Raw genomic sequence first — 26,838 nt, forward strand, 5'->3', positions numbered from 1 at the left:
CAGCAAGGGCCCGCAGCGAAGATGCGAGCCTTTTGCAGAGTATCAGCTTTGCTCGAACTGCATCTCGGTGCCCGCCAGCTCCAGGCGATCCCCGTGCTTAAGAGGAACCGGCGATGCACCAATGGCAGCGCCGTTGAGCAGCGGCATGTCCGGTCCTTCGACATGGGCCAAGACAAAACCCTGGTGCCGCTTGGTGATGGAAGCCACAGCCACACCCGGCTTGCCAATCGTGGTGACCACCTTCTGCAGCGACACTTCACGCCCCGCAGCGGCACCGGACATGACCCGAATCACGGCCGAAATCGGGGCTGGCGCGGGCGCGGCCGGAGCGGTCCTGGCAGCGGCGACCGCAGGCGGCACCATTCCGGGCTTGAAGATCATGGTCTTCTCAAAGTTCTGCCCTTCGGCGTCCTGGAGGAACCGAATCTTGTACTTGCCCACCTCCACCGTATCGCCATTGCGCAACTCCTGGCGCTTGACGGCCTTGGCGTTCACATAAGTGCCGTTGGTGCTGCCCAGGTCTTCAATCTCCACATCCTGTCCCACCATGTGGAGCACGGCATGCTCACCGCTCACCGCAAGGTTGTCGATCACGATGTCGTTGTAGGGGCGCCGGCCCAGCGTGGTCCGCTCCTTGGTCAGCTGCACTTCCTTGATGACAACGCCGTCGATTGAAACGATCATTCTCGGCATGATCCACTCCTGATGTGATGAATTGTTGTAGTTCGGGCCGTTCAAGAGGCCCCTAGCAATCGGGACATGAGGCCACGCTTCTTGCCCCCAGCGGCAGCCTGCACCAGCAGCACGCTCACGTTATCACGACCGCCGTTGGCGTTGGCGGTGTCAATGAGCAGTGTCGCTTTTTCCTCCAAAGGCATGGGCGCCCGCACGAGCTCCGCCAGATCCGAATCGGACACCATGTCGGTGAGCCCATCGGAACAGAGTAGAAACAGATCATTCGGCGCCACCTGAAACTCGTTGACTTCCATCAGCACATTGGGCTCCACACCCAAGGCCCGAGTCACCAGATTGCGATTGGAAGACATGGCCGCCTGCTGCGCCGTCAGCAGCCCCGCATCGACCTGTTCCTGCAACCAGGAATGGTCGCGCGTGATTTGCTGCAAAGCACCATCACGCAGACGGTAACAGCGCGAATCGCCAATATGCCCCAGGATCAGGCGGCTGCCGTGGAACACGGCAACCACCAGCGTCGTACCCATGCCCGCGTACTGCGGATTGGAGAGAGATGCCCCCAGAATGGCGTGATTGGCGTTTTCTACGCAGATTTCCAGCGCCCGGCGCACGTCCGTGGACTGAGGACTCGCGCCGGCTTGGGCCAACCAGCGGGCCATTTCGGTGCGGATGAAGGTGGTGGCCATGCCACTGGCCACTTCGCCCGCGTTGTAGCCGCCCATGCCATCGGCCAATATCGCGACCTGCGCATCGCGGTCAACGGCTACCGCGTCTTCGTTGTTGGAACGCACGCGGCCCTTGTCGGTCCGCGCAGTGAATTCGTAGGTCATGGATGTGGAGGCGTGCGTCATGGGGCGCCCGAAATCGGCGGGGCTGCCGCACCCCGCACAGCGGGGGGCTCCATCACGGTTTCCTGAAAATCCGCCATTTCTTGCCCTGTTGCATCGCGGTCCGCATCATAGACGACTGATTCAGGGCTGAATCGGGCATCTCCGGCCATGGCCTGCCGCAGATCCGCCGCGAACTGCCGCCCGGTCTGATAACGCGCCTCTGGCCGCTTTTGCAACGAAAGCGCCACCACCCTGGCCACCGCGGCTGAGAGTTCGGGGCGCAGCTGGCGCACATCGGGAGCCTCCACGCTCGCGATCTTGTGCATCAGCTCGGTCATGGACGCGCCCCGCAGCGGCAGCGTGCCCGTCAACAACTGGAAGAGGGTGATGCCCAGCGAATAAAGGTCGGAGCGCCCATCGACTTTCTTTCCCGCCAGTTGCTCCGGAGACATGAAGCTGGGTGTTCCCAGAACCAGCCCCGTACGGGTCTTGCTCGAATCCGTGATGCGGGCAATACCGAAGTCCGTCACTTTGACCGCGTCTGAGCCGCTGTCAAACATGATGTTGGCGGGCTTGATATCGCGGTGCACCACATTGTGGGCGTGGGCATAGTCCAGCGCATCGGCCACCCTGGCTGCAATGGAGAGCACGGTGGGGACCGGCAGCAGCCGGTCCTGGCCACAGACATGGGTCAGGTCCTGACCCTTGAGGAACTCCATGGCGATATAGGCCAAGTCATGCTCCTCACCGGCATCAAAAATGGTGACGATGTTCGGATGCTGTAATCGGCCAGCAGTTTCGGCCTCGCGGAAAAACCGTGCGCGCGCATCGATCAGGGCGTCACCTTCGAACTCCTGCCCCAAGGCCAGTGTCTTGATGGCTACGACGCGGCCGATCTTCGGATCGCGCCCCAGATACACCACTCCCATGGCGCCTTTGCCAATTTCGCGATCAATCTGGTAGCGCCCCAACATGGGCACGCCGACACTCGCATCGCCTGGCAGGCGGGGCGCTGCAGCGCCGACACCCGGCAAAGAGTCTGTGGCGCCCTGCGGAGCTTGCGCGCCACCTTGTGCCTGAGCCTTGGCACGCTTGTAGCGGCTGCGGGCGTCCTTGTAGTGCCGGTCATGGCGCAGGATATGTTCGTAGACCGTCTGCGCCTTGCCGAAGTGGCGCTTGCGCTCGAAATCCTCCGCCAGATGGTAGAGATTGTCCAGAAGCGCGTCGCTGGCAGGTACCTTGCGCAGGCGCTCAAAGGCCATATCCAGTTGTCCCTGGCCCTGCAGGGCCAAGCCCATCATGCGGTCCGTCTCGGCGGCTTCTGCGGAACGTCCGGAGGCGTCACTCAGTCGACCACGGTGCAAAAGCACCACCACGGTAGTACCCGCCAACACAGCCAGCACTGGCAGCAACAACGGAACCCACAACCCCCCATAGCGCAGAAGGGTCCATTCGGCGATGACAACGGTGAGCACGAGCGCCGTACCGACCCCCATCCCGACGGGGCGCGCCAAACGCGGCGCCAACAACACCAGATACACCGCCCCCAGCGCCAACACCAGCCAAGCGACCGGAGTAGCCCAGCCTGGCTCTATCACGCCCAGCCCGAGGCGAATGGATGACAAGGTTTGCGCCACAACCTCCACCGGATAGACAGCACGCTCCCCCAGCTGCGCCGCTGGGGCGACCAGCTTCTCCGTCATTTCGCCCACCAACACGATCTTGCCCTGCAGGCTACCGGCGGCGGCGGTTCCATCGAGCACGCTGGCAGCCGACAGGATAGGGAAGGTGCCGGCTCCATCGCCAGCCACCTGCCAGCGGGGACGCAGCACGGCGGCTGCATTGGTGGCAATGTTCAGCCCTCCGAGCCGCAGCCCCGCAGGCGCATCCGCCACGCGGATATCACCCAACCCCAGATGCAGGCTGTGTTGCGCCGCCAGCAACGCCAAGGACGGCACCCCCACGCTGTCGTAGCGAAGAAGCAGTGGAACCTGGCGTACACGCCCATCCAGGTCAGCCTCTGCATACAAGTGCCCCACCCCAGCCGCCACTGCGCCCAACGACGGGATGGGGTGCTGCGCCGACTGTATCGGCGTTACAGCAGCACCCGGGTCGGGTAGCGTGCTGCGACGCACGTACGATGGCAGGGGCGCAGCAGCCCCGCCACTTTCATAACGCGAAGCCAGGAGCACGTTGCCCGCCCGCTGTATGGAGGCTGCCAGACGCGCATCGCCGTCGAGTAGAGCTTCTGCCTCACCCACCACACGGCCGAGCTCGGCCGTCAGTGCGGTTCCCTCAGGCGCAGCGGCAAGGGTTTCGCGGATTTTTCTCAGGTAGCCCAAGCCCCTGTCGTTTTGGGGCTGTGTGAGTGGGGGGGTGTAAACAACGGTTTGTACGCCAGCCGCTGACAGGCGATCAACCAAGCGCGCATGGATATCACGCGACCAGGGCCACGGCCCCAGAGCGGCCAAGCTGGCATCGTCGATGCCCACAATCACCACGTCTGCCAACGGGGCGGGGGACGAGGTGCGGATGGCTGCGTCGTAGAGCTTGTGTTCGAGCGACAACGATGCGCCCGTGACCGCGCACAGGCCCGCTACGGCCAGTGCCACCAATCCGCCCCATAAGCCATCGGTACGCCATCCATCCATCCGCCGCGCCGAGGTTTTTCGTCCCACTTGCTGTTATTCCACTCAGTATTGGGTGGGTTTGAAGCAATAACTGCGCCCATGCAATCCAAGGGCCTCAGGACCGTTGACAAGAGGAGATTTGGAGCGAATGGGCAGCAGGGGTGGCGTTGCGTGTCGTTCTTGTCACGCAACCCCGGGATGGGACGCCAGCGCGATGCCATTTTTGTCACTCGCTGGCCTCAAAGAGGGGTTGCACCTTCGTGCGAGCCCCCTGGTTGCAACCCTCAGGTCGCGGATGCGCTGTTGGATCCCTTGCGCCAGAATTTGCCCACGCCCACCACCAGCGCGGCGCCCAGCGCGGCCGCTACATAGTGCAACGCTGGGTGCGCCACAGCGTAGTCATGCAAGATGGCATCGCTGGCGATGGTTTCTCCACCCACCCAGCCGATCAGCGCGGCGCCGAGCACCACGATGACAGGGAAACGCTCCATGAGCTTGATCATGAGGGTGCTGCCGAAAATCACCAGCGGGATACTGATGGCCAAGCCCAACACCAGCAGCACCACGTTGCCCTGGGCCGCAGCCGCCACAGCGATCACGTTGTCCAGGCTCATCACCAGGTCGGCGATGAGGATGGTGCGGACAGCGGCCATCAGGCTGCCATAGGTTTTGGACTCGCCCTCGTCCTCCTCGTCGTCGCTGAGCAGCTGAAAGCCGATCCACAGCAGCAGACACCCGCCCACGATCTGCAGGAACGACAGCTCTAGCAGCTTGGCAGCCACAACGGTCAGCAAAATCCGCAAGACCACGGCAGCGCCGGAGCCCCAGAACACGGCTTTCTTTTGCTGATGGGGGGGAAGGGACCGGGCTGCCAGCGCAATGACCACCGCGTTGTCACCCGACAAGATGATGTTGATCCAGACGATCTTCACCAAGCCGATCCAAAAATCGGCGCTTTGCAGAAACTCCATGACTGACTCCACTGTTATGAATGCAAGAAGCGCCCGGAACCAGGGTTCCGAGCGCTTCTCTTTTTGTAGGAGCCACTAGTCTAGCGGTCTGTGCCGCGCCCCGCGTCCGTAATTGTGCTTACGGACGGGACGGCGGCAGCCCGTTTACTTCAGCTGGGCCTTGAGCAGCTTGCCCAGTTCCGAAGGGTTGCGGGTGATGATGAAACCCGACTCTTCCATGATGGCGAGCTTGGCATCGGCCGTGTCGGCGCCGCCGGAGATCAGCGCGCCAGCGTGGCCCATGCGCTTGCCGGGAGGGGCGGTCACGCCAGCGATGAAGCCCACGATAGGCTTCTTCATGTTGGCCTTGCACCACTGGGCGGCTTCGGCTTCGTCGGGTCCGCCGATTTCACCGATCATGATCACGGCATCGGTGTCCGGATCGTCGTTGAAGGCCTTCATCACGTCGATGTGCTTGAGGCCGTTGATGGGGTCGCCACCAATGCCCACGGCGCTCGACTGGCCCAGGCCCACTTCGGTCAGCATGGCCACGGCTTCGTACGTCAGCGTGCCGGAACGGCTCACCACGCCGATGCGGCCCTTGCGGTGGATGTGGCCGGGCATGATGCCGATCTTGATCTCGTCGGGCGTGATCAGGCCAGGGCAGTTGGGGCCCAGCAGCAGCGTCTTCTTGCCGCCGGCCGCTTCCTTGGCCTTCATCTTGTTGCGCACTTCCAGCATGTCGCGCACTGGAATGCCTTCGGTGATGCAGATGGCCATGTCCAGGTCGGCTTCGACAGCTTCCCAGATGGCGGCAGCAGCGCCTGCGGGCGGCACATAGATCACCGACACGGTGGCACCGGTCTGCTGGGCGGCTTCCTTGACGGAGGCGTAGATCGGGATGTTGAAGATCGACTCGCCCGCCTTCTTGGGGTTCACGCCCGCCACGAAGCAGTTCTTGCCGTTCGCGTATTCCTGGCACTTTTCGGTGTGGAACTGGCCAGTCTTGCCCGTGATGCCCTGGGTGATGACCTTGGTGTCTTTGTTGATGTAGATCGACATGTGTGTTCTCCGGGCTTACTTGACGGCAGCAACGATCTTGGTCGCAGCTTCGGCCATGGTGTCAGCGGCAATGATGGGCAGGCCAGACTCGGCCAGCATCTTTTTGCCCAGCTCTTCGTTCGTGCCCTTCATGCGCACGACCAGCGGCACGTTCAGGTTCACGGCCTTGCAAGCAGTGATCACGCCGGTGGCGATGGTGTCGCACTTCATGATGCCGCCAAAGATGTTGACCAGAATGCCTTCGACCTTGGGGTTCTTCAGCATGATCTTGAAGGCTTCAGTCACCTTCTCGGGGGTGGCACCGCCGCCCACGTCCAGGAAGTTGGCTGGCTCGCCGCCGAACAGCTTGATGGTGTCCATGGTGGCCATGGCCAGGCCGGCGCCGTTCACCAGGCAGCCGATGTTGCCATCGAGGCTGATGTAGGCCAGGTCGAATTTGGAGGCTTCCACTTCGGCCGGATCTTCTTCGTCCAGATCGCGGAAGGCCACGATTTCTGGGTGACGGAACAGGGCGTTGGCGTCAAAGTTGAACTTTGCGTCCAGGGCCATCAGGTTGCCCTTGGAGTCGCAGTTCAGGGGGTTGATTTCCACCAGCGACGCGTCGGTTTCCATGTAGCACTTGTAGATCTTGGCGAAGATGTCTACGGCTTGGTCGATGGAAGCGCCGGTCAGGCCAATGGCAGCTGCCACCTTGCGGCTCTGCGCTTCGGTGATGCCGGCCAGCGGGTCGATCATCTCGGTGACGATCTTCTCGGGTGTGGAGTGGGCCACTTCCTCGATGTCCATGCCGCCTTCGCTCGAAGCGATCAGGGCGACCTTCTGCGTGGCGCGGTCGGTGACCAGCGAGACGTACAGTTCGTTCTTGATGTCGGCGCCGTCTTCGATGTACAGGCGGCGGACCTTCTGGCCCTCAGCGCCGGTCTGGTGCGTGACCAGCTGCATGCCCAGGATGTCGCTGGCGCGTGCTTTCACGTCGTCGATGGTCTTGGCAACCTTCACGCCGCCGCCCTTGCCACGGCCACCGGCGTGGATCTGGGCCTTGACAACCCACACGGGGCCGCCGAGCTTCTGGGCTGCTTCCACGGCTTCTTGCACCGTGAATGCGGGAATGCCACGCGGAACGGGCACACCAAAATTGCGCAAGATTTCCTTGCCTTGGTATTCGTGAATCTTCATGAGGTCTCTCTCAGGGAAGGGTGGTAGTTACCCGTTTACCATGAACAGATGTCTGGCCGCGGGCTTGGGACATGGCAACCCGCGACTGTATCATGCTGCAACGCACCATCCTTGTGCCTGACTTACACCCTGGGTGGGCCTGGCGGCCTTCCCGCCCCCACTTCTATCCGGCAGACGCTGCCATCTTTTTGCAGGAGCACCCTATGTCCAAAGTCTTTATTGATGGCGAAGCCGGCACCACGGGCCTGCAGATCCGCGAGCGCCTGCAGGCCATGTCGCAGATCGAACTGGTCAGCATTGCGCCCGAGCTGCGCAAGGACCCGGCCGCCAAGCGCGACCTGATCGCGGGGGTGGATCTGGTGGTGCTGTGCCTGCACGACGACGCTGCGCGCGACACCGTGGCGATGGTGGACGAGATCGAGCGCAGCTCGGGCCGCAAGGTCAAGGTGATCGATGCCAGCACGGCGCACCGCACGGCCAATGGTTGGGTGTACGGGTTTCCGGAACTCGCGCCAGCGCAGACACAAGCGGTGCGCGACGCCACCCGCGTCTCCAATCCCGGCTGCTACGCCACGGGGGCGATTGCCATGCTGCGCCCGCTGGTCGATGCGGGCCTGATCCCGGCGGACTACCCTTTGAGCCTGCCCTCGGTCTCGGGCTACTCCGGCGGCGGCCGCACCATGATCGAAGCCTACGAGGCGGGCACCGCAGCGCCGTATGAGGCGTATGCACTGGGCCTGTCGCACAAGCACATCCCCGAAATCTTGCGCTACACCGGGCTCACACGCCGCCCGGTGTTCATCCCCGCCGTGGGCAACTTCCGCCAGGGCATGCTGGTGCAGTTGCCGCTGCACCTGGACCTGCTGCCCGGAGCCCCCAAGGCCAACGACCTGCACGACGTGCTGGCCAGCCACTACAGCCGCACCAACACGCCAGAACAATGGGTCAGCGTGCTGCCCCCCACCGACGATTTGAAGCTGGCTGCCGACACGCTGACCGACACCAACAAGCTGGAGCTCCGCGTGTTTGCCAACGAGCAGTACCGGCAGGCCGTGGTCATCGCGCGCCTGGACAACCTGGGCAAGGGCGCCAGTGGCGCTGCAGTGCAGAACCTGCAATTGATGCTGGGCGTGTAAACACCTCAGAGCGCATCAGGAAGCGGGACCGATGCCCCGCTTGTTGGCGTTGCGGTCAGCCCTCGTCAGACGCATCGGCGCCCAGCACCGCACGCCGCGCCACATCGCCTGAGAACCCCCGCACCAGCAAAAACCGCATCTGCTTGGCGCGGGTTTGCGGATCTGCGGCAGGCTCGCCAAACTTGCGGCGCCACACCTCGCGGGCACGCTCCAGTTCGCTGCCCTGCAGCTGGGCCACTGCTTGCTGCACAGCCTCTGCCCCCAGCCCCTTGGACTGCAGCTCCTGCCGGATGCGCGAAGCGCCCAGACGCCCTGCGCGCCGGTGCAACACCGACTCCACCACCCTGGCCTCGCTGATGAAGTCCTTGGCCTGCAGGTCGTCCAGCACGGCGTCCAGGTCTTCGCCCTCCTGCACATGGGGCGCGAGCTTGCGCTGCAGCTCGGCGCGCGAATGCTCCCGCTGGCTCAGCAGCCGCAGCGCACGGCCCTTGAGCGAGAGCGCAGTGAATCCCATGACTGATCCAAAGCTATAGTTTTAATAGCTGCAGGCGCATATGAAATGTGCGCCTGCAGGCTATTTGCCTTCAAAAACCGGAAATCACTCGTCCGCAGCCGCTGCTGGGGCCTGCAGTGCGCCAGGCAGCAGCGCAATGCCCAGGCCTTCACGCACCTTGTTCTCAATCTCGCGGGCCAGGTCGGGGTTTTCGCGCAAAAACTCACGCGCGTTGTCGCGGCCCTGGCCGATCTTTTCGCCGTTGTAGGCGTACCAGGCACCGCTCTTTTCCACGATCTTGGCCGTCACGCCCATGTCGATGATCTCGCCCTCGCGGCTGATGCCTTCACCGAACAGGATGTCGAACTCGGCCGTCTTGAAGGGCGGGCTCACTTTGTTCTTGACCACCTTGACCTTGGTCTCGTTGCCGATGGCTTCGTCGCCCTTCTTGATCGTGCCGGTGCGACGGATGTCGAGGCGCACCGAGGCATAGAACTTGAGCGCATTGCCGCCGGTCGTCGTTTCGGGCGAGCCGAACATCACGCCGATCTTCATGCGGATCTGGTTGATGAAGATGACCATGCAGTTGGTCTTCTTGATCGTGGCGGTGAGCTTGCGCAGCGCCTGGCTCATCAGGCGGGCTTGCAGGCCGGGCAGGGCGTCGCCCATCTCGCCTTCGATTTCGGCCTTGGGCGTGAGCGCAGCCACCGAGTCCACCACGATCAGGTCCACGGCGCCGGAGCGCACCAGGCTGTCCACGATTTCCAGCGCCTGCTCGCCGGTGTCAGGCTGGCTGATCAGCAGGTCGGACAGTTGCACACCCAGCTTCTGGGCGTACTGCACATCCAGGGCGTGCTCTGCGTCGACAAACGCGCAGGTGCCGCCCTGTTTTTGCATCTCGGCAATCACCTGCAGCGTGAGCGTGGTCTTGCCCGACGATTCCGGGCCATAGATTTCGACCACACGGCCACGGGGCAGACCACCCACACCCAGCGCAATGTCCAGGCCCAGCGAGCCGGTGGAGACGACCTGGATGTCCTCGATCACCTCGCCTTCACCCAGGCGCATGATCGTGCCCTTGCCGAATTGCTTCTCGATCTGGGCGAGCGCGGCGGCCAGGGCCTTGGCCTTTTCCGTGTTCACGGGCAATGCGGGGTTGGTGCCTTTGACTGCGACGTCCATGAGAAACTCCTTGAAAAACAACAGGTTGGATGCTTGCATCGCTCTGCGGTTAATCACAGGCTGGATGCTTGAACAGTAGTTTAAGCGAGCAATAAAATCTAGATAAAGCGATTTTTAGTCAGTTTGCCTGACAATATCGGATGCCCGATTTTTCTCCAGCCGCCCCCCTTGCCACGCCCGCCCAGGGGCCTGACGACCGCTGGCGCCAGACCCACCTGGGCCGCCTGATGGGCAGCGCCCTGCGCCGCTTCGACGCGCGGGTACTGCAGCTCATGGCGCGCAATGTGGAGGTGCCGCTGGCGCTGTCCAACCTGGCAGCACGCGACCAGGTGACGGCTGCACACGTGCACATCACCCGGCACCTGGCCTTGCAGGGCGACCGACTGACCGATCTGGCCCAGCGCGCGGGCATGACCAAGCAGGCCATGGCCAACCTGGTGGACCAGTGCGAGGCCTGGGGGCTGGTCACGCGCGAGGCCGACCCGCTGGATGCGCGGGCGCGCCGCGTGTGCTTCACGCCCACCGGCCTGGCGTGGCTGCAGGCGTTCCGGGATGCCGTGGCGCAGGCCGAGGCGGAGTTCCGCGCCGAGGTGGGCCATGACGTGGCCACCGTGGTGGCCATTGGGCTGGAGGCCTATGCGGGCGGCGATACGGGTGCCTGAGCCCCCATCGGCTCGGCGCACGCCAGCAGCCATTCCCTGAAGCACTGCAGCGCGTGCAGCTGCGTGCGGCCTTCGGGGTAGCAGAACCAGTAGCCCACATCACTCCGGTAACCGCCGCGCAGGTCGGCATCGGGCAGGGGCTCGCGCACCAGGCCTGCCGTGATTTCATCCTGCACCAGGCAGCGCGGCACCAGCGCCAGGCCCATGCCCGCCATCACGGCGCGGATCATGGTCTGGAACTGGTCGAACTGCGGCCCGGCCAGCGGATCGATGAGGCCCTCCACCCCGTGCGTCTCGCTCCAGCGCAACCACGCCTCGGGCACGGTCACGTGGCGCAGCAGCGTGTAGCGGGCTACATCGCGCGGGGTGTGGATGGGCCAGTCGGCCACCTTGGTGCGGGGGGCGATCAGCGCCACCTCGTTGCCCGTGATGTGGTGGGCGTGCGCGCCGGGCCAGTGGCCGTCGCCGAAAAGGATGGCGCAGTCCAGCTCGGGGCGGGTGAAGTCGTAGCTGTGCACATAGGGCACAAAGTGCAGCGTGATTTGGGGGTGCTGCTGCTGGAACTGCGGCAGGCGTGGGATGAGCCATTTGGCCGCAAACGTGGGCAGGCTGGACAGGTGCAGCGCCCCCCCACCGTCATCGCTGGTGATCAGCTCCAGCGTGGCGGCCTCCAGCTGCGCCAGCACGCCACGCACCGCCTTTTCGTAGCGCTCGCCGGCGGGGGTGAGCGCCAGGCGCTTGCGGCTGCGTTCGAACAGCGGCACGCCCACCCAGGTCTCCAGTTCCTTGACCTGTTTGCTGACCGCGCTTTGGGTGAGGTGCAGGGCCTCGGCCGCGCGGGACACCCCGCCGAACCGCGTCACCGTGGAAAAAGCCCGCAGCAGGTGAACGGGTGGCGAGAGGCGGCGAAGGGATGACATAGTAAGTAATCAAATCATTCCAAATAGGAATGTTATCAGGCATATCCATTGCTTGGTAGAGCGCATTGAATCCTTTAACCTCAATGCAACCCATAGGAGAAACGCCCATGCAACGCCGTCACCTGCTCTCAGCGCTGGCCGCCGTATCTTTCGCTCCCGGAATGTCTTTGGCGCAAGAGGGCAAGCCCCTGCGCATCATCGTTCCGTTCCCGCCCGGGGGCGCCACGGACATCACGGCCCGCAGCCTGCAAGAGTCGCTGGCGCGCATCCTCAAGCAGCCCGTGGTGCTGGAAAACCGGGGCGGCGCAGGCGGCTCCATCGGCATGGCCGAAGTCGCCCGCGCGCCGGCAGACGGCCTCACCCTGGGCGTGGCCACGCTGTCCACCCATGGCGTGAACCCCGCCGTGTACACCAAGCTGCCCTACCACCCGACCAAGGACTTCATCGGCGTGACCGAGATCGTCAAGGCCCCGGGCGTCATCGTGATCAACCCGGCCGTGGTGCCCGTCAAGGACTTTGCGGAGCTGGTGAAGTACCTCAAGGCCAACCCCGGCAAGGTGTCCTACGCCACCCCCGGCAACGGCACCATCGGCCACATGTGGGGCGAGCTGTTCAAGAGCAGCACCGGCACCTCCATGGTGCACATCCCCTACCGTGGTGCAGGCCCGGCCATCAACGACGTGCTGGCGGGTCAGGTGGCGGTGTACTTTGACCAGGTGGCTTCGTCGCTCCCGCACGTCAAATCGGGCAAGCTCAAGGCGCTGGCGGTGTCGTGGCCCGAGCGGCTGGATGTGTTGCCCGATGTGCCCACCTACGCCGAACTGGGCTACAAGCAGGCCAACGAGCCTTCATGGTTTGGCCTGGTGGCCCCTGCGGGCACGCCCCCGGCGGCGGCAGACCGCATCCAGCAAGCCGTCGCCCAGACCCTGAAGGAGCCCGCCGTGCGCGAGCGCCTGGCGGGACAGGGCCTCTACCCCTCGGGCACAACACCCAAGGAATTCACGGCCCAGATCGCCAGCGAGATCGACAAGATGAAGCGCGTGGCGGCCTACGCCAAGGTGGTGCTCGACTGACCTGATTCCCCCGGGCCCTGGGCCCGGGGACGGCCACAGCTGGGATGGTGAGACGACGCAGGCAAGCCTGCTTCCCGGGCCTGCTCAAGGTCTCAGGGATAACCATAGTCACATCCCGGTCTGGGCGGCTAGGCCAGCCGCCCTCCTTTGCGCACACTCTGCCTATGCATGCAGCCTTGAAACTGATCCACCACCGCTTCCAGCAGGCCCAGCCCGGCGTCACCGGCTCGCCGGGGCTTGCCACACAACCGTCCAGCACCGCCACCGTCACTGCGGTGCCCGGCAGCACACCACTGGTACTCGACTCCCCCCACAGCGGCACCCGGTACCCCGACGACTTTGGTTCCGCCCTCGACCTGGCCACGCTGCGCCGGGCCGAAGACACGCACGTCGAAAAGATCTACGCCTTTGCCCCCGCGCTCGGCGTGGCCTGGGTCGAGGCCCACTTCCCCCGCATCTACCTGGACGCCAACCGCGATACGACCGAGCTGGACACCAGCCTGCTCGATGGCGACTGGCCCGACCCCATCTCCACCGACCCCAAGGTGCTCAGCAAGGTGCGCCTGGGCAAGGGGCTGATCTGGAAGTTCACCGACCAGGGCGAACCCATCTACCAGCGCCAGCTCACCGTGGCCGAGGTGCGTGCGCGCATCGACCGCTGCTGGCGCCCGTACCACGCCGCCGTGGCCCAGGCCATTGACGCCGCCCATGCGCGCCACGGCTACAGCATCCACCTCAACTGCCACTCCATGCCCGCCGTGGCTGGGCGCTTTGCCACCGAGTTTCCGGGGCTGGAACATGCCGACTTTGTGGTGGGCGACCGCGATGGCACCACCGCCAGCCCTGCGCTGTCGGCACTGATCTGCGAGCACCTGCGCGCGTGCGGCTACAGCGTCGAATACAACCACCCCTACAAGGGCGTGGAGCTGGTGCGCCGCTACGGCAACCCCGCGCAGCACCGCCACAGCATCCAGGTCGAGATCAACCGCAAGCTGTACATGGACGAGACCACGCTCGCGCAGATGCCCGAGGGCATGGCGCGGCTGCAGGCGGACCTCAAGACCCTGGTGCAGAGGCTGCTGGCACACGATCCGCGCTGAGCACCCGACGCAGGCCCGGCGGGCTCAGGCCACCAGCGTGGAGACCCCTTCGTAGAGCAGGCCCATGCTGTCCGCCGTGGCGATATTGCTGTGGGCCAGGCCCGCGCGCGAACCATCGAGTGCGACCACCGACATGGCCTGAAAGCCCGCGTCCTGGCCGTTGTGCAGCAACCAGCCCGTGCCGTGCACCGCATGCACCAGCCAACCCAGGCCATAGCGGCCTGCGGGGGCATGCCCCAGGTCCTGCAGGCCCTTCACATAGCTGCGGGGCAAGGGGGTGGCGTCGCCGCGCAATGCCTGCAGGTGCCACTGCAGCCACCGCGCGTCCTCCTCCACCGTCAGGCTCAAGGCGCCTGCCGGGTCCAAGACCTCCAGCCACACACGTTCCGGCGCCTCGGCCAGCGGCAGGGGCTGCAGCCGCCCGTCCAGGATTTCATGTCCGGCGGGCTGCTGGCTCCCGGCACGCATCGGCTCTCCCACAAAGAGCGAAAGACCCAGGGGCTGGGCCACGCGCTGGCGCAGCAAGTCCTCCCACCCGAGACCCGTGGCCGCCCGCAGCATGCGGGCCGCCAGCGCATAGCCTGCGTTGGAGTAGGCAAAGCCCGGGTCTGCGCCCGTGCCGCGAACGGGCGGCTGGCGCAGCAGCCACTGCAGGAAGAACGCCTCCGCCTCCGCAGGTTGCTGCCAGCGCGCCAGCACCTCAGGGCCCACTGCATTCACGAACAGGTCCACGTCTTCGATGGCTGAAAAACCCATCACCCCGGCGCGATGGTCCAGCAGGTCGCGCAGCGTGATCTGCTGGTAGGCGGGCAGGGCGCTCCGCGCCAGCTCGGGCAAGGTCTGGGCCAGCGTGCTGTCCCAGCGCAGCAGGCCCTGGTCCACCACGCTCGCGGCCGCGCAGGCCGTCATGGCCTTGGTGTTGGAGCCGATGGCCATCAGGTCGCCGGTGGCCAGGGGCGCATTGCCACCCAGGCGGCGCAGCCCCGCGACGGCTGTGCGGACCTGGCGCGGGTCCGCCCACCCGGCTGCGGCGCCCACCACACCCTGCTTCACCAGCCCTTGGGCCAGGGTCTGCACCCGCTTGTGGGCTTCCCGGGGGCCGTCGTCGTCGCCACCGCCGCAGGCGGTGAGCACACTGCCCAGCGTGGACAGGCCTGCGGCGGCCAGCCAGTGGCGCCGCGAGAGAAGGGGGGCGCTGCGCGCCGTGGACGGGGTAACAAGGCGGGTAGGGTTCATGGCATCTCGTGAAGTGAAGAAGATGCCGGGATTGTTGAAACGCCAACCTTGGGCAAACCCAAAGATCTGTGTGGGGAATGACGGCTGCCGGGTACGGTTTGTCAGCCCGCCACCGGCCAACGCAGCGTGAAGCCCACGCCCCGCCCGTGCAGCCCCGGCCCCAGGCGGACCTGCCCGCCCAGGTGGCCGATGGCCTGCTGCGCAATGGTGAGCCCCAGGCCCGATCCGCTGCTGCGCGCGCGTGGCGAGCGCCAGAAGCGCTCGAACACCCGGTCTTGCTCGCCGGCCGCTATGCCCGGGCCGTCGTCGGCAACCCAGACCACCACGTCGCCGCCCTCCTGCCACACCCGCAACTGCACCTCGCGCCCCGCACCGGGGCCGCAGCCATGCTTGAGCGCGTTGTCCAGCACATTGCCCAGGGCGGACCAGAGCAGCTGTCGGTCCAACGGCAGCTCCAGGGTGTCCGGGCCGTCCAGCGACAGCTCCACGCCCAGGCCCTCGGCCCAGCCCGCGCGCTCTGCCAGGCAGTCCTGCAGCAGCGCCATCAGGTCCTGGGGCGCGGCGGGGTCCAGCGCGGGGGCTTCTTCCAGGGCTGCCAGCATGAGCAGCTGTTCGCTCAGATGCGCGGCGCGCTGCACGGCGCGCGTCAGCGCCTCGCTGGCCTGCGCGCGTGCGGGGCCTTCGGGGGCTTGCGCCAGCACATGGGCCTGGGTGGCGATGACCGCCATGGGCGTGCGCAGTTCGTGGGCCGCGTCGTGCACCAGGGCCTTTTCGCGCGCCAGGTGGGCCCGCAGGCGGGCCAGCAGCTGGTCGAACGACTGGGCCAGGCCGTGCAGCTCGCGCTGGGGCGGCAGGTGCTGCAGCGGCCGCAGGTCGTTGGCCGAGCGCGCGGCGATCTGGGCATCCAGCCGCGCCAGCGGGCGCAGCCCGGTGCGCACGGCCAGCCACAGCGGCAGGCCCACCAGCGGCAGCGCCAGCAGCACCGAGGTGCCCTGCAGCAGGTCCACATCGGCGCGCATGGCATTGAGGGTGTGGGCCATGCCGTGCACCAGCGCGCGGGCCTCGGCGGGTTGCTCCAGCGTGGCCAGCGCCCCTGCCAGCCCCTGCGCGAGCTGGCGCACGCCGGGGTTGGTGTCTATGGCGCGGTAGTGGGTGATGGCCGCCTGGCCCAGCAGCACCAGCCACACCAACGCCATGGCCGCGAGCAGCGCCAGCAGGGTGCGGCGCATGAGGCTCGGGCCCCACCAGCCGCGTGGGGGCGCGGGGGTTTCGGTCGGTGGTGTCATGGCTGCAGCCGGTAGCCCACGCCACGCACCGTGACCACCCGCTCTGCGCCGATCTTCTTGCGCAGGTTGGAGACATGCACCTCCAGTGTGGCGGGGTCCAGCGCATCGCCCAGGGGTTCGAGCCGCTGGGCAAGCACGTTCTTGGCCACCACCTTGCCGGGTTCGCGCGCCAGCTCCACCAGCAGCCGGAACTCGCGCGGCGACAGCGCCAGGGGCTCTTTGCCCAGCCAGGCCTCGTGCCGCCGGGGCGCCAAGCGCAGTGCGCCCAGCGTCCACTCCTCGCTGGCCTGGCGCGCACTGCGCCGCAGCACGGCGTGCAGGCGCGACAGCAGCTCGGGCACGTCGAAAGGCTTGAGCACGTAGTCGTCGGCACCGCCGTCCAGGCCGTCAAGCCGGTCCTGCAAGGCGGTGCGGGCCGTGATCACGATCACCGGCAGGCTGAGGCCCGCGCGGCGCCAGCGACGCAGCAACGCCATGCCCTGGCCGTCGGGCAGGGTCAGGTCCAGCAGCACGGCGGCGACCTCGTTGGCGTCGGGCAGGGGCGGCGTGGCGGCCACGCTGCGCAGCCATTGCACCGTGAAACCGCCCTGCTGCAGGGCTTGCAGCAGGGCCTGGCCCAGGTCCAGGTCGTCTTCGATGAGCAGGATGTGCATGGCCGCCATTTTCCGCGTCCCCAGCTTGCAGTCAGCCAAAGACGCCGGACCGGGAGCTGGCGTCTTTGGGCACCCTAAAATCCTCGCACAGGCAGACAATGACGACACAGGCCCGCCCACGGGCCGCACCACCCAAGGAGACAGTCCGCATGCGCATCCTCATTGCCGAAGACGACCAGGTGCTGGCCGATGGCCTGCTGCGCACGCTGCGTGCCTCGGGCGCCGTGGTGGACCATGTCGCCAGCGGCAGCGAGGCCGACGCGGCGCTGATGACCAACAACGAGTTCGACCTGCTCATCCTGGACCTGGGCCTGCCCAAGATGCATGGGCTGGAGGTGCTGAAAAAGCTGCGCGGCCGGGGCTCCGCCCTGCCGGTGCTCATCCTCACCGCCGCAGACAGCGTGGAAGAACGCGTGAAGGGCCTGGACTTTGGCGCCGACGACTACATGGCCAAGCCCTTCAGCCTGCAAGAGCTCGAAGCCCGCGTGCGTGCCCTCACGCGCCGGGGCATGGGCGGCACCAGCAGCGCCATCAAGCACGGCCCGCTGGTGTACGACCAGGCCGGCCGCGTGGCCACCATCGACGGCAAGATGATCGAGCTGTCCGCCCGCGAGCTGGGCCTGCTGGAAGTGCTGCTGCAGCGCGCCGGCCGCCTGGTGAGCAAGGAGCAGCTGGTGGAGCGCCTGTGCGAGTGGGGCGAGGAGGTGAGCAACAACGCCATCGAGGTCTACATCCACCGCCTGCGCAAGAAGATCGAAGGCGGGCCCATCCGCATCGCCACCGTGCGCGGCCTGGGCTACTGCCTTGAGAAGATCCCCAATTAACTATCAAAACGATAGCAGCTTGTGCATATGAATCTAGCGCTATCGGGTGTTTTGGCTTCAAAAATGCCACGGCGGCCGCTGTGAAGATCTTCCAGCGCGAGCAGCGCTCCCTGTTCGGCGAAATCCTCGACTGGATGCTCACGCCGCTGCTGCTGCTGTGGCCTGTGAGCCTGGCGCTGACCTGGCTGGTGGCACAGGGCCTGGCCAACAAGCCGTTTGACCGGGCGCTGGAGTACAACGCCCACGCCCTCGCCCAACTGGTGAGCGTGGTGGGCGACAAGGCCCAGTTCAACCTGCCCCAGCCCGCCAGCGAGATCCTGCGCGCCGACGACTCCGACATCGTGTACTACCAGGTCATCGGCCCGGGCGGCGAGTTCCTCTCAGGCGAGCGCGAACTGCCCGAGCCCCCGAGCGACGAGGTGCCCCTGTCGGGCGAGGTGCGGCTGCGCGATGCCGAGATGCGCGGCATCGACATCCGCGTGGCCTACATCTGGGTGCGCCTGCCGCTGAAAGACACGCCGGTGGCGCTGGTCCAGGTGGCCGAGACGCGCGAAAAACGCAGCGTACTGGCCACCGAAATCATCAAGGGCGTGATGCTGCCGCAGTTCGTCATCCTGCCGCTGGCGGTGCTGCTGGTCTGGCTGGCGCTGGCGCGCGGCATCCAGCCGCTCAACCAGCTGGAGCAGCGCATCCGCGCGCGCAACCCCGACGACCTCTCGCCGCTGGACGACCGCACCGTGCCGCTCGAAGTGGCGCCACTGGTGTCGTCCGTCAACGACCTGCTCACGCGACTGAACGATTCGCTGGCCACGCAAAAGCGCTTTCTGGCCGATGCCGCGCACCAGCTCAAGACCCCGCTGGCGGGCCTGCGCATGCAGGCCGACCTGGCCCAGCGCGAAGGCACCAGCACCGAAGAGCTCAAGCGCTCGCTGCAGCAGATCGGGCGCTCCAGCATCCGCGCCACGCACACCGTCAACCAGCTGCTGGCGCTGGCGCGGGCCGAGGGCAGCGGCGTGGGCATTGCCCGCCAGCCCTGCGACCTGGCGCGCCTGGTGATCGAGGTGGTGCGCGACTCGGTGCCCCGTGCGCTCGACAAACACATCGACCTGGGCTACGACGGCGCCGAGCCCGGATCGCCGGGTGTGCTGATCGACGGCAACCCCACGCTGCTCAAGGAGCTGGTGCGCAACCTGGTGGACAACGCCATCAACTACACGCCCTCCACCCCCGACAAGCCCGGCGTGGTTACCGCCCGCGTGCTGGCCGACACTTTCGGCCATGTGCTGCTGCTGCAGGTCGAGGACTCCGGCCCCGGCGTGCCCGAGGCCGAGCGCGAGCTGGTGTTCCAGCCGTTCTACCGCGCACTGGGCAGCGAGGCCGACGGCTCCGGCCTGGGCCTGCCCATCGTGCTGGAGATCGCCAGCAAGCACGATGCCGAGGTCACGCTCGAAGACGCACGGCCTGGCCAGACCCCGCCCGGTGCACGCTTCAGCGTGCGTTTTGCGGCGCGGGACGCGGTGGCGGGCGGCTGACCCCGTGGCGCGCCCTGCCGCTGGCGTGGCAGAGGACAAGGCCCGCGCGCCGCAGGGTTGATGCGCTGGCAACCCGCCACAGCACCGGGCATCCGGCATCATGCGGCCTCGTAGCCTGGCCCGATCTTTTTGCACGGACGCAGCCCCCCACCATGACCTCACCGCCCCGCCGCTTTGCCAACACGCACCCTGCCGTGGTGATCGGCAACTTCCCCTGGTACGAAATGGTCTGGCGCTCGCTGCGCGGCGATTTCAAGCCACGCAGCGAGCCTGCGGGCGGCTACGGGGCCTTTGCCCGGCAGTGGACGCAGCCCGTGGACCCCGCGCGCCTGGCACAGCGCCAGCAGGCCCCCGTGATCACCTGGCTGGGCCACGTCTCCATGCTGCTGCAGGTGGCGGGCCTCAACGTGCTGATCGACCCCACGCTGTGCGATTTTGCGGGCCCCCTGGGCCGCTTTGGTGCCCCGCGCCGCGTGCCTGCGCCCATGGCGCCCGAGGACCTGCCGCCCATTGACGTGGTCCTGATCTCGCACAACCACTACGACCACCTGTGCTACGGCACCTTGCGCCGCCTGCGCGACGCGGGCCAGTCGCCCCGCTTTGTGGTGCCGCTGGGGCTGGCCGACTGGTTCACGCACCGGGGCATGGGCCCCGTCACCGCGCTGAACTGGTGGGAGCACGCCGACATCGCCCCCGGCGTGCGCGTGGTGTTCACGCCGTCACAGCACTGGAGCCGCCGCACCCCGTGGGATACGAATGCCTCGCTGTGGGGTGGGTACCTGCTGGAATGGTCGCGCCCGCAGGCGGCTGCGCCCTGGCGCTTTCTGTTCCCGGGCGACACGGGCTACAGCGACGACTTCAAGGCCATCCGCCAGCGCCTGGGGTCGGTGGACTTTCTCGCATTGCCCATCGGCGCCTATCTGCCCCGCGACTTCATGAAGCCCATGCACGTGAACCCCGAGGACGCCGTGCAGCTCATGCTGGACGTGGAAGCCAGGCAGGCCATGGGCGTGCACTGGGGCACGTTCATGCTGACGCAGGAGGCCTTCGACCACCCGCCGCGCGACCTGGCCGCCGCGCTCGCGCAGCGTGGCCTGCCGCTGGACCGCGTCTGGCTCATGCGGCAGGGCGAGACGCGCGCCATACCGCTGCCATAGCGCTGCACCGGGGTTGGCGCAGCAACCGTGCTCACGCCACGCGCTGCACCGACATCAGGGCCATGTACAAAAAGCCCCGGCCCGTGGGCACGCGGTACACGCCCTGGGCGCCCAGCACCTGCGCGGCCACGCCCGACAGCTCCCAGCCATCGGTAGCATCGCCCTTCCACAGCGGCACCGTGAGGTGCAGGAAGCCTTGGGTTTCGCCCCACTCCCGCACCGCAGCGATGCGCGACACCACCGGGGCCTCGTTGTGGAAATTGGCCCAGGCCCACAGCCAGGTGCCGCTGGCCTCCGACACGGAGCCGATGAACTCGATGTCGGCCACCAGACGGGGCACACCGCCGTCTGAAAAGGTCAAGGTGCCTGCCGCCTGGTCGTAGTCCCAGCGTTCAAAGTGCGAGATGCCGTGGTCCTGCTCCAGTGCGCGCTGCTTGTCCCGCAGCGCATGGTGCCCCTGTGTCACCGCATCGATCCAGGCGGCTTCGGCATCGCCGTCCAGGGCCTCCACGCTGCGTGCCATGGCGTCCTGGTAGCAGTGATGGCACAGGATCTGGAGGTCCAGGCAGTCCGCGTTGTGTTCGTTCCACTCGCCGCCTGTCTTGAGCAGCTCGGTATGGCAGCTCGCACACCAGGCGTCCGGGTAAGGGGTGTCTGGCGACGGTGCATCGCAAAACCAGCGCTGCACCGGGTGGCGGCACAGGTGCCCGCACACGTAGGTGGGCGCCGCCTCTCCGTGCTCGCCGCACTGGATGGATGTCGGCTCTTCGTTCATGGTGAAGGTGCTCAGCCGCAGGTGCGCAGCGTCTTGCCCGCCATGGCCGTGCGCAGCACATCCAGCTGTGCCCGCAGCGCGTCGTTCACAGAGGACAGGCGCAGCGTGAAGCCGGGGGATTCGGCGCGCTCCTGGATCACGCGCGCCGTGCGCACGCCTTTGTTGCCAAGGTTGGCCAGCTCGCGCTCCGCCGCCTCTTTCGACGCAAAGCGGCCCAGCGACAAGCCCAGTTCGAGCGTGCCCCCGGCGCGGTCGTGGTCCACCTTGCGGGCGCGCAACTCGGCACGTTTGCGGTCCAGTGTTTCCACGTCGTCAAAGCGCCCCATGTAGACCATCCAGCGGCCCGGCACGGGCGTGGGCTCCAGCGTCCAGCTGCCTGAGGGCAAGCCAGCAGCCGCCGTGCGCAGCACTTCGGCCTGGCGGTCGTCGAACACGCCGGCCTGCAGGCACTCGGCAGAGTCTGCGGGGGCCGGGGCAGCCGGTGTGGAGGCGGGAGTGGGGGAGTCGTTGGCGGCGGTGGCCTGGGATGGGGAAGTAGGGGTGGGGGCGGGGGGCGCAGCAGAGGAGGTCTTGCTGGGGTTGACCTTCAGGATCTGCAGCGTCTCGGGCCGGATCTGCTGGTTCATGCGCTGGGGCTCGGACTGCTCTTGCGGCGCATAGCCAAACTGGCGCAGCAGCCCTTGAGACCACGCGTAGTAGCCCGCGTTGGCCAGCAGCAGCACGATCACGGCAAGACGGAGCATGGGGCGCGGCCTTTCAAGAACACTCGCATCGGAAGAGGAAACTGTCTCACACCGGTGGCACCGCCGCCGGCCGGACGCTGATTTCAGAACTGGTGATGGCCTGCATGCCACCGGCCGTGTGCACCAGCAGGGCGCCATCGTCGCCCACGCCGTGCGCGGTGCCGGTGTGGCCATCGCTCAAGGTCACAGCACGGCCTTGCAGTACATCGCGCGCGGCGAACCGGGGCTGCATGGGCGCAAAGCCATAGCCTTCAAACGCCTGCAGCATGGCCGCCAGCGGTGGCACGATGCGCAGCAGGGCGGTGGGGGCATCCAGGCCCGGCTCCACGTCCTGCAGGCTGCCAGGGGGCATGCTCATGCCCTCGGCGCTGCGCGGCAGCACATTGATGCCGATGCCTACCACCACATAGCGTGTGGTGGCCGCGCCCGTCTGGGCGGAGATCGCCTGGGGCGCCACAAAACTCGCCGTCTCCACCAGGATACCGCCCAGCTTGCGGTCGCCCGCTGCGCCGCCCAGCCACAGGTCATTGGGCCATTTCAGGCCCACGCGCGCAGGCTGGCCTGTGCCCAGCGGCGGCAGCACGGGCTGCAGGCTCTCGGCCACGCTCACACCCACGGCCAGCGAGAGGCCCGACCAGTCCTTGGGCGCCAGCGGCAGCCCCAGGGACATCATGAGAGAGGCCCCCACATCGCTCTGCCACACGCGCCCCAGCCGCCCGCGCCCGGCAGTCTGCTGCTCGGCCACCAGCAGCGTGGGCTCGCACTGGCCTGCACGCGCGCGGCGCATGAGTTCGGTGTTGGTGGAGTCGATGGTGGGCAGCACCTCGACGGTAAAGCCCGGTAACAGCGGTGACACTGCTTCCCAGACGGCCTCGGCAGGCCAGCGGATGGGGGCATTCATCGCCGGGCCTTTTTGGCGGCCTTGGCGGAAGGTTTGGACGGCGGCAGCGGCACGGGCGGCGCCCAGCCGCGCTTGGGCGCCAGCAGCGTGCCCCGGCAGTTGGTGCTGCCACACCAGCAGGGGTATTCGGCCTTGAGCTTCGGGGTATAGCGCTCTTCGATGATCAGGCCGTAGTCGTAGTTCAGCTCTTCGCCCGCCTGGATGTTGCGCAGCGCGGTGATGAAAATGCGGCCGTCCCGCTCGTCGGCGTAGCAGTTGGGGTTGCAGCTGTGGTTGATCCAGCGCGACGAATTGCCGCCGAACTTTGCGTCGATCACATGGTCTTCATCCACATGGAAGTAGAACGTGTGGTTGGGCTGCAAGGGATCGTGCGGGTGCCGGTCCTGCGCCTCCTGCCAGCCGATCACTTCGCCCGTGTACTCGACAAGGACTTCACCCTCTGCAATATCCTGCACGGCAAAAACGCCCTTGCCGTGCACGCCCGAACGCCGGGTCTGGATGCGACGGCCCTGCGCGGGGGTCGGGGTTGCAGGCGGTGCGGTGCGGGGCATGGCAAAAACTCTGTTAACTTGAATATGCACACATGCGCGTGCGCGTGTACGCGTGAGGCAACGAATTGTAGAAGCGACCGGCCGGATGCCGGACAGCCAGACTGGCGAGAAACCAAAAAATGACCAAGACCCTGGTAATTGCAGAGAAACCCTCGGTGGCGCAAGACATCGTGCGCGCACTGACCCCCGTGGCGGGCAAGTTCGAGAAGCACGAAGACCACTTCGAGAACGACCGCTATGTAGTCACCAGCGCCGTGGGCCACCTGGTGGAGATCCAGGCCCCCGAGCAGTTTGACGTGAAGCGCGGCAAGTGGAGCTTTGCGCACCTGCCTGTGATCCCGCCGTACTTTGACCTGAAGCCCGTGGACAAGACCAAGAGCCGCCTGAACGCGGTGGTCAAGCAGGCCAAGCGCAAGGACGTGACACAGCTCATCAACGCCTGCGACGCGGGCCGCGAGGGGGAGCTGATCTTCCGCCTGATCGAGCAGTACGCCGGTGGCGCCAAGCCCCTGGGCAAACCGGTCAAGCGCCTGTGGCTGCAGTCCATGACGCCCCAGGCCATCCGCGACGGCTTTGATGCGCTGCGCACTGAGCAGCAGATGGCGGGCCTGGCCAGTGCGGCGCGCAGCCGCTCCGAGGCCGACTGGCTGGTGGGCATCAATGGCACGCGGGCCATGACGGCGTTCAACTCGCGCGATGGTGGGTTCTTCCTGACCACCGTGGGCCGGGTGCAGACGCCCACGCTGTCGCTGGTGGTGGAGCGCGAGGAGAAGATCCGCAAGTTCATCAGCCGCGACTATTGGGAAATCCACGCCACCTTTGGCGCGGAAGCCGGCGAGTACCCCGCCAAGTGGTTCGACCCCAAGTGGAAGAAGGGCGAGGATGTGGAAATGCGCGCGGACCGTGTGTGGTCCGCCGCCGAGGCACAGTCAATAGCCAACGCCGTGCGCGGCCAGCAGGCCACAGTCACCGAAGAGAGCAAGCCCACTACACAGGCATCGCCCTTGCTGTTCGACCTGACCAGCCTGCAGCGCGAGGCCAACGGCAAGTTCGGCTTCTCGGCCAAGACCACGCTGGCCCTGGCGCAAAGCCTGTACGAGCGCCACAAGGCCCTGACCTACCCGCGTACCGATTCGCGCGCGCTGCCGGAAGACTATTTGCCGGTGGCCAAGCAGACCTTTGAAATGCTGGCCGACAGCGGCATGCGGCACCTGGCGCCCCACGCGCTCACGGCGCTGAACAACAACTACGTGCGCCCGTCCAAGCGCATCTTCGACAACAGCAAGGTCAGCGATCACTTTGCCATCATCCCCACGCTGCAGGCACCGAGCGGCCTGAGCGAAGCCGAGCAAAAGCTGTACGACCTGGTCGTGCGCCGCTTCATGGCGGTGTTCTTCCCCAGCGCTGAATACACGGTGACCACGCGCATCAGCACCGTGGCCCCGCACAGCTTCAAGACCGAAGGCAAGGTGCTGGTCAAGCCGGGCTGGCTGGCCATCTACGGCAAGGAAGCCGCCGACGAAGTGGAAGGCGGCAAGGACGGCGACAAGGGCCAGAACCTGGTGCCGGTGAAGCCTGGCGAGAGCGTCAACACCCTGGCCGCCGACCCCAAGGGCCTCAAGACCAAGCCCCCCGCCCGCTACTCCGAGGCCACGCTGCTGGGCGCCATGGAAAGCGCGGGCAAGCAGATCGACGACGACGAACTGCGCGAAGCCATGCAGGAAAAAGGCCTGGGCACGCCTGCCACGCGCGCGGCGATCATCGAAGGCCTGCTGACCGAAAAGTACATGCTGCGCGAAGGCCGCGAAATCATCCCCACGGCCAAGGCCTTCCAGCTCATGACGCTGCTGCGCGGGCTGGAGGTGGAAGAACTCTGCCGTGCCGACCTGACCGGCGAGTGGGAGTACAAGCTCTCGCAAATGGAAAAGGGCCAACTGAGCCGCGAAGCCTTCATGGCCGAGATCGCCGCCATGACCGAGCGAATGGTCAAGAAGGCCAAGGAATACGACCGCGACACCATCCCCGGCGACTACGCCACGCTCGAATCGCCCTGCCCCAACTGCGGCGGTGTGGTGAAGGAAAACTACCGCCGCTTTGCCTGTGTGGGCAAGGCGGGCGCGGAGCCTTGTGGATTCAGCTTCGGCAAATCACCCGCAGGCCGCACGTTCGAGACGGCAGAGGCCAACGCCCTGCTGCGGCACAAGAAGATCGGCCCGCTGGAGGGCTTCCGCTCCAAGGCGGGCTGGCCCTTCACCTCCGAGATCGTCATCAAGTACGACGAAGAGGCGCACAACTACAAGCTCGAATTCGACTTTGGCGACGACAAGAAGGGCGAAGAGTCCGGCGAGATCGTGGAGTTTGAAGACGCCGCGCTCGGCCCTTGCCCCATCTGCGGATCGGAAGTGCACGAACACGGCAGCAACTACGTGTGCAGCAAGGCCGTGCCTACCGCGGCGCAGCCGACGCCCAGCTGCACCTTCAAGAGCGGCAAGATCATCCTGCAGCAGCCCGTGGAGCGCGAGCAGATGCACAAGCTGCTGGAGACCGGCAAGACCGACCTGCTCGACAAGTTCGTGAGCATGCGCACGCGCCGCAACTTCAAGGCCCACCTGGCGTGGGACAAGGAGGCGGGCAAGGTCAACTTTGAATTCGCGCCCAGCAAGTTCCCACCCCGCCCGGGCGCCGCTTCAAAAACAATAGCAACCAAGGCAAAACCCACTAGCGCTGCCGCCAAAAAAGCCCCTGCAAAGAAGGCCGCAGCCAAAACGACGGCTGCCAAAGCCCCGCGCAAGGCCGCTGCAGGCAAGGCCCCCAGCGCCGCCCTGGCCGCCGTGATTGGCAACGAGCCGGTGGCGCGCCCCGAGGCCGTGAAGAAGATGTGGGAATACATCAAGGTCCACAACCTGCAAGACCCCAAGGACAAGCGCACCATCGTCGCTGACGACAAGCTGCGCGCCGTGTTCGGCAAGGACAGCGCGGGCATGTTTGAGCTGGCGGGCATCCTGGGCAACCACCTGGGCGGCGAATGATGAAGCCGCTGAACATGGTGCCTATCGCGTCGATGGCGGGCAGCGTCTGCCGCACCGCGCTGGTGGCACTCGCGGTTGCCGCTGCGCTGGGGGGTTGCGCCACCACAGGCTCCGCGCGCTCCAGCGACCCGGCCAGCCAGCAGCAGCCCCAGGGCGCAAGCGGCGTGACTGTGTTTGGTGATATCGACGTGAACGTGACGCGGGAGCGCACCCGCTGACTGCAAGCTGCCACCGCGCGCAGCCC

The 26,838-nt window shown here is 66.4% G+C and carries 25 protein-coding genes; 9 read left to right on the plus strand and 16 right to left on the minus strand.

The annotated features are described in order from the left end of the window. Positions 1-42 precede the first annotated feature (42 nt). From C8C96_RS02885 to sucC, 6 genes are all read right to left on the minus strand, one after another. Complete coding sequence (locus C8C96_RS02885) at positions 43-693, minus strand: FHA domain-containing protein (RefSeq protein ID WP_121941361.1); 651 nt, start codon at positions 691-693, stop codon at positions 43-45. Between the two features lie 41 nt (positions 694-734). Then, positions 735-1,523 carry a Stp1/IreP family PP2C-type Ser/Thr phosphatase gene (locus C8C96_RS02890; RefSeq protein ID WP_116748326.1) on the minus strand — a complete coding sequence of 263 codons (789 nt, stop codon included), beginning with the start codon at positions 1,521-1,523 and terminating at the stop codon, positions 735-737. A 17-nt stretch (positions 1,524-1,540) separates the two neighbouring features. Further along, entirely contained in the window at positions 1,541-4,174 is a 2,634-nt protein-coding gene (locus C8C96_RS02895; RefSeq protein ID WP_233584137.1) for a CHASE2 domain-containing serine/threonine-protein kinase, read from the minus strand. 263 nt (positions 4,175-4,437) lie between these two features. Then, the gene (locus tag C8C96_RS02900; protein WP_056056608.1) at positions 4,438-5,124 is read right to left on the minus strand and encodes a TerC family protein; all 687 of its coding nucleotides are present in this window, start codon (positions 5,122-5,124) and stop codon (positions 4,438-4,440) included. A gap of 144 nt (positions 5,125-5,268) precedes the next feature. After that, positions 5,269-6,165 carry a succinate--CoA ligase subunit alpha gene (sucD, locus tag C8C96_RS02905; RefSeq protein WP_121941363.1) on the minus strand — a complete coding sequence of 299 codons (897 nt, stop codon included), beginning with the start codon at positions 6,163-6,165 and terminating at the stop codon, positions 5,269-5,271. Positions 6,166-6,180: 15 nt separating this feature from the next. Continuing rightward, positions 6,181-7,341 carry an ADP-forming succinate--CoA ligase subunit beta gene (gene sucC, locus C8C96_RS02910; protein ID WP_121941364.1) on the minus strand — a complete coding sequence of 387 codons (1,161 nt, stop codon included), beginning with the start codon at positions 7,339-7,341 and terminating at the stop codon, positions 6,181-6,183. 203 nt (positions 7,342-7,544) lie between these two features. Between sucC and argC the strand changes: the two genes are divergently transcribed. Next, entirely contained in the window at positions 7,545-8,477 is a 933-nt protein-coding gene (gene argC / locus C8C96_RS02915) for an N-acetyl-gamma-glutamyl-phosphate reductase (RefSeq protein ID WP_121941365.1), read from the plus strand. A gap of 55 nt (positions 8,478-8,532) precedes the next feature. Here the strand turns inward: argC and recX are convergent, their stop codons facing one another. Beyond that, positions 8,533-8,991, minus strand: coding sequence for a recombination regulator RecX (gene recX / locus C8C96_RS02920; protein WP_121941366.1), 459 nt, complete (start codon positions 8,989-8,991; stop codon positions 8,533-8,535). 84 nt (positions 8,992-9,075) lie between these two features. Beyond that, positions 9,076-10,152: a recombinase RecA gene (gene recA, locus C8C96_RS02925; RefSeq protein WP_056057577.1), complete on the minus strand. Its 1,077-nt coding sequence runs from the start codon at positions 10,150-10,152 to the stop codon at positions 9,076-9,078. Between the two features lie 140 nt (positions 10,153-10,292). Between recA and C8C96_RS02930 the strand changes: the two genes are divergently transcribed. Further along, entirely contained in the window at positions 10,293-10,814 is a 522-nt protein-coding gene (locus C8C96_RS02930; RefSeq protein ID WP_121941367.1) for a MarR family winged helix-turn-helix transcriptional regulator, read from the plus strand. Here the strand turns inward: C8C96_RS02930 and C8C96_RS02935 are convergent. Next, positions 10,787-11,734: a LysR substrate-binding domain-containing protein gene (locus C8C96_RS02935; protein ID WP_056056616.1), complete on the minus strand. Its 948-nt coding sequence runs from the start codon at positions 11,732-11,734 to the stop codon at positions 10,787-10,789. The genes C8C96_RS02930 and C8C96_RS02935 overlap by 28 nt on opposite strands. A 107-nt stretch (positions 11,735-11,841) precedes the next feature. Between C8C96_RS02935 and C8C96_RS02940 the strand changes: the two genes are divergently transcribed. Together C8C96_RS02940 and C8C96_RS02945 are read left to right on the plus strand one after the other, a co-directional pair. Next, complete coding sequence (locus C8C96_RS02940) at positions 11,842-12,807, plus strand: tripartite tricarboxylate transporter substrate binding protein BugE (protein ID WP_121941368.1); 966 nt, start codon at positions 11,842-11,844, stop codon at positions 12,805-12,807. 164 nt (positions 12,808-12,971) lie between these two features. Beyond that, positions 12,972-13,907 carry an N-formylglutamate amidohydrolase gene (locus tag C8C96_RS02945; protein ID WP_121941369.1) on the plus strand — a complete coding sequence of 312 codons (936 nt, stop codon included), beginning with the start codon at positions 12,972-12,974 and terminating at the stop codon, positions 13,905-13,907. 24 nt (positions 13,908-13,931) lie between these two features. On the opposite strand, the gene C8C96_RS02950 is transcribed toward C8C96_RS02945, so the two are convergent. The 3 genes from C8C96_RS02950 to C8C96_RS02960 form a co-directional block, all read right to left on the minus strand. Continuing rightward, positions 13,932-15,143, minus strand: a complete 1,212-nt coding sequence (locus tag C8C96_RS02950) for a serine hydrolase (RefSeq protein WP_121943844.1) — start codon at positions 15,141-15,143, stop codon at positions 13,932-13,934. A gap of 101 nt (positions 15,144-15,244) precedes the next feature. Continuing rightward, entirely contained in the window at positions 15,245-16,429 is a 1,185-nt protein-coding gene (locus tag C8C96_RS02955) for a cell wall metabolism sensor histidine kinase WalK (RefSeq protein WP_233584138.1), read from the minus strand. Further along, a complete protein-coding gene (locus C8C96_RS02960; protein ID WP_121943845.1) occupies positions 16,426-17,082 on the minus strand; it encodes a response regulator in 657 nt (218 codons plus the stop codon). Before C8C96_RS02960 ends, C8C96_RS02955 begins: the two co-directional genes overlap by 4 nt. 149 nt (positions 17,083-17,231) lie before the next feature. Between C8C96_RS02960 and C8C96_RS02965 the strand changes: the two genes are divergently transcribed. The 3 genes from C8C96_RS02965 (at position 17,232) to C8C96_RS02975 (ending at position 20,595) form a co-directional block, all read left to right on the plus strand. Beyond that, positions 17,232-17,906: a response regulator transcription factor gene (locus C8C96_RS02965; RefSeq protein WP_056056624.1), complete on the plus strand. Its 675-nt coding sequence runs from the start codon at positions 17,232-17,234 to the stop codon at positions 17,904-17,906. 80 nt (positions 17,907-17,986) lie between these two features. Next, complete coding sequence (locus tag C8C96_RS02970) at positions 17,987-19,438, plus strand: sensor histidine kinase (protein ID WP_121941371.1); 1,452 nt, start codon at positions 17,987-17,989, stop codon at positions 19,436-19,438. A 152-nt stretch (positions 19,439-19,590) separates the two neighbouring features. Beyond that, complete coding sequence (locus tag C8C96_RS02975; RefSeq protein ID WP_121941372.1) at positions 19,591-20,595, plus strand: MBL fold metallo-hydrolase; 1,005 nt, start codon at positions 19,591-19,593, stop codon at positions 20,593-20,595. A 31-nt stretch (positions 20,596-20,626) separates the two neighbouring features. Here the strand turns inward: C8C96_RS02975 and C8C96_RS02980 are convergent, their stop codons facing one another. From C8C96_RS02980 to C8C96_RS02995, 4 genes are read right to left on the minus strand one after another with little or no spacing between them, the layout of a single operon-like run. Continuing rightward, positions 20,627-21,370 (minus strand): DUF6882 domain-containing protein, encoded by a 744-nt coding sequence (locus C8C96_RS02980; protein WP_121941373.1) that lies wholly within the window; start codon positions 21,368-21,370, stop codon positions 20,627-20,629. Between the two features lie 11 nt (positions 21,371-21,381). After that, the gene (locus tag C8C96_RS02985; protein WP_121941374.1) at positions 21,382-22,113 is read right to left on the minus strand and encodes an SPOR domain-containing protein; all 732 of its coding nucleotides are present in this window, start codon (positions 22,111-22,113) and stop codon (positions 21,382-21,384) included. A gap of 46 nt (positions 22,114-22,159) precedes the next feature. Further along, positions 22,160-23,014 carry a biotin--[acetyl-CoA-carboxylase] ligase gene (locus tag C8C96_RS02990; RefSeq protein ID WP_121941375.1) on the minus strand — a complete coding sequence of 285 codons (855 nt, stop codon included), beginning with the start codon at positions 23,012-23,014 and terminating at the stop codon, positions 22,160-22,162. After that, positions 23,011-23,565, minus strand: coding sequence for an SET domain-containing protein (locus C8C96_RS02995; RefSeq protein WP_121941376.1), 555 nt, complete (start codon positions 23,563-23,565; stop codon positions 23,011-23,013). Before C8C96_RS02995 ends, C8C96_RS02990 begins: the two co-directional genes overlap by 4 nt. A 119-nt stretch (positions 23,566-23,684) precedes the next feature. Here C8C96_RS02995 and C8C96_RS03000 point away from each other — a divergent pair, with 119 nt between their 5' ends. Together C8C96_RS03000 and C8C96_RS03005 are read left to right on the plus strand one after the other, a co-directional pair. Next, on the plus strand, positions 23,685-26,594 hold the full coding sequence (locus tag C8C96_RS03000) for a DNA topoisomerase III (RefSeq protein WP_121941377.1): 2,910 nt from the start codon (positions 23,685-23,687) through the stop codon (positions 26,592-26,594). Further along, complete coding sequence (locus C8C96_RS03005; protein WP_233584139.1) at positions 26,591-26,812, plus strand: hypothetical protein; 222 nt, start codon at positions 26,591-26,593, stop codon at positions 26,810-26,812. Before C8C96_RS03000 ends, C8C96_RS03005 begins: the two co-directional genes overlap by 4 nt. Positions 26,813-26,838: the final 26 nt, after the last annotated feature.

It is taken from the genome of Acidovorax sp. 100 (assembly GCF_003688355.1).
Lineage (GTDB): Bacteria > Pseudomonadota > Gammaproteobacteria > Burkholderiales > Burkholderiaceae_C > Acidovorax > Acidovorax delafieldii.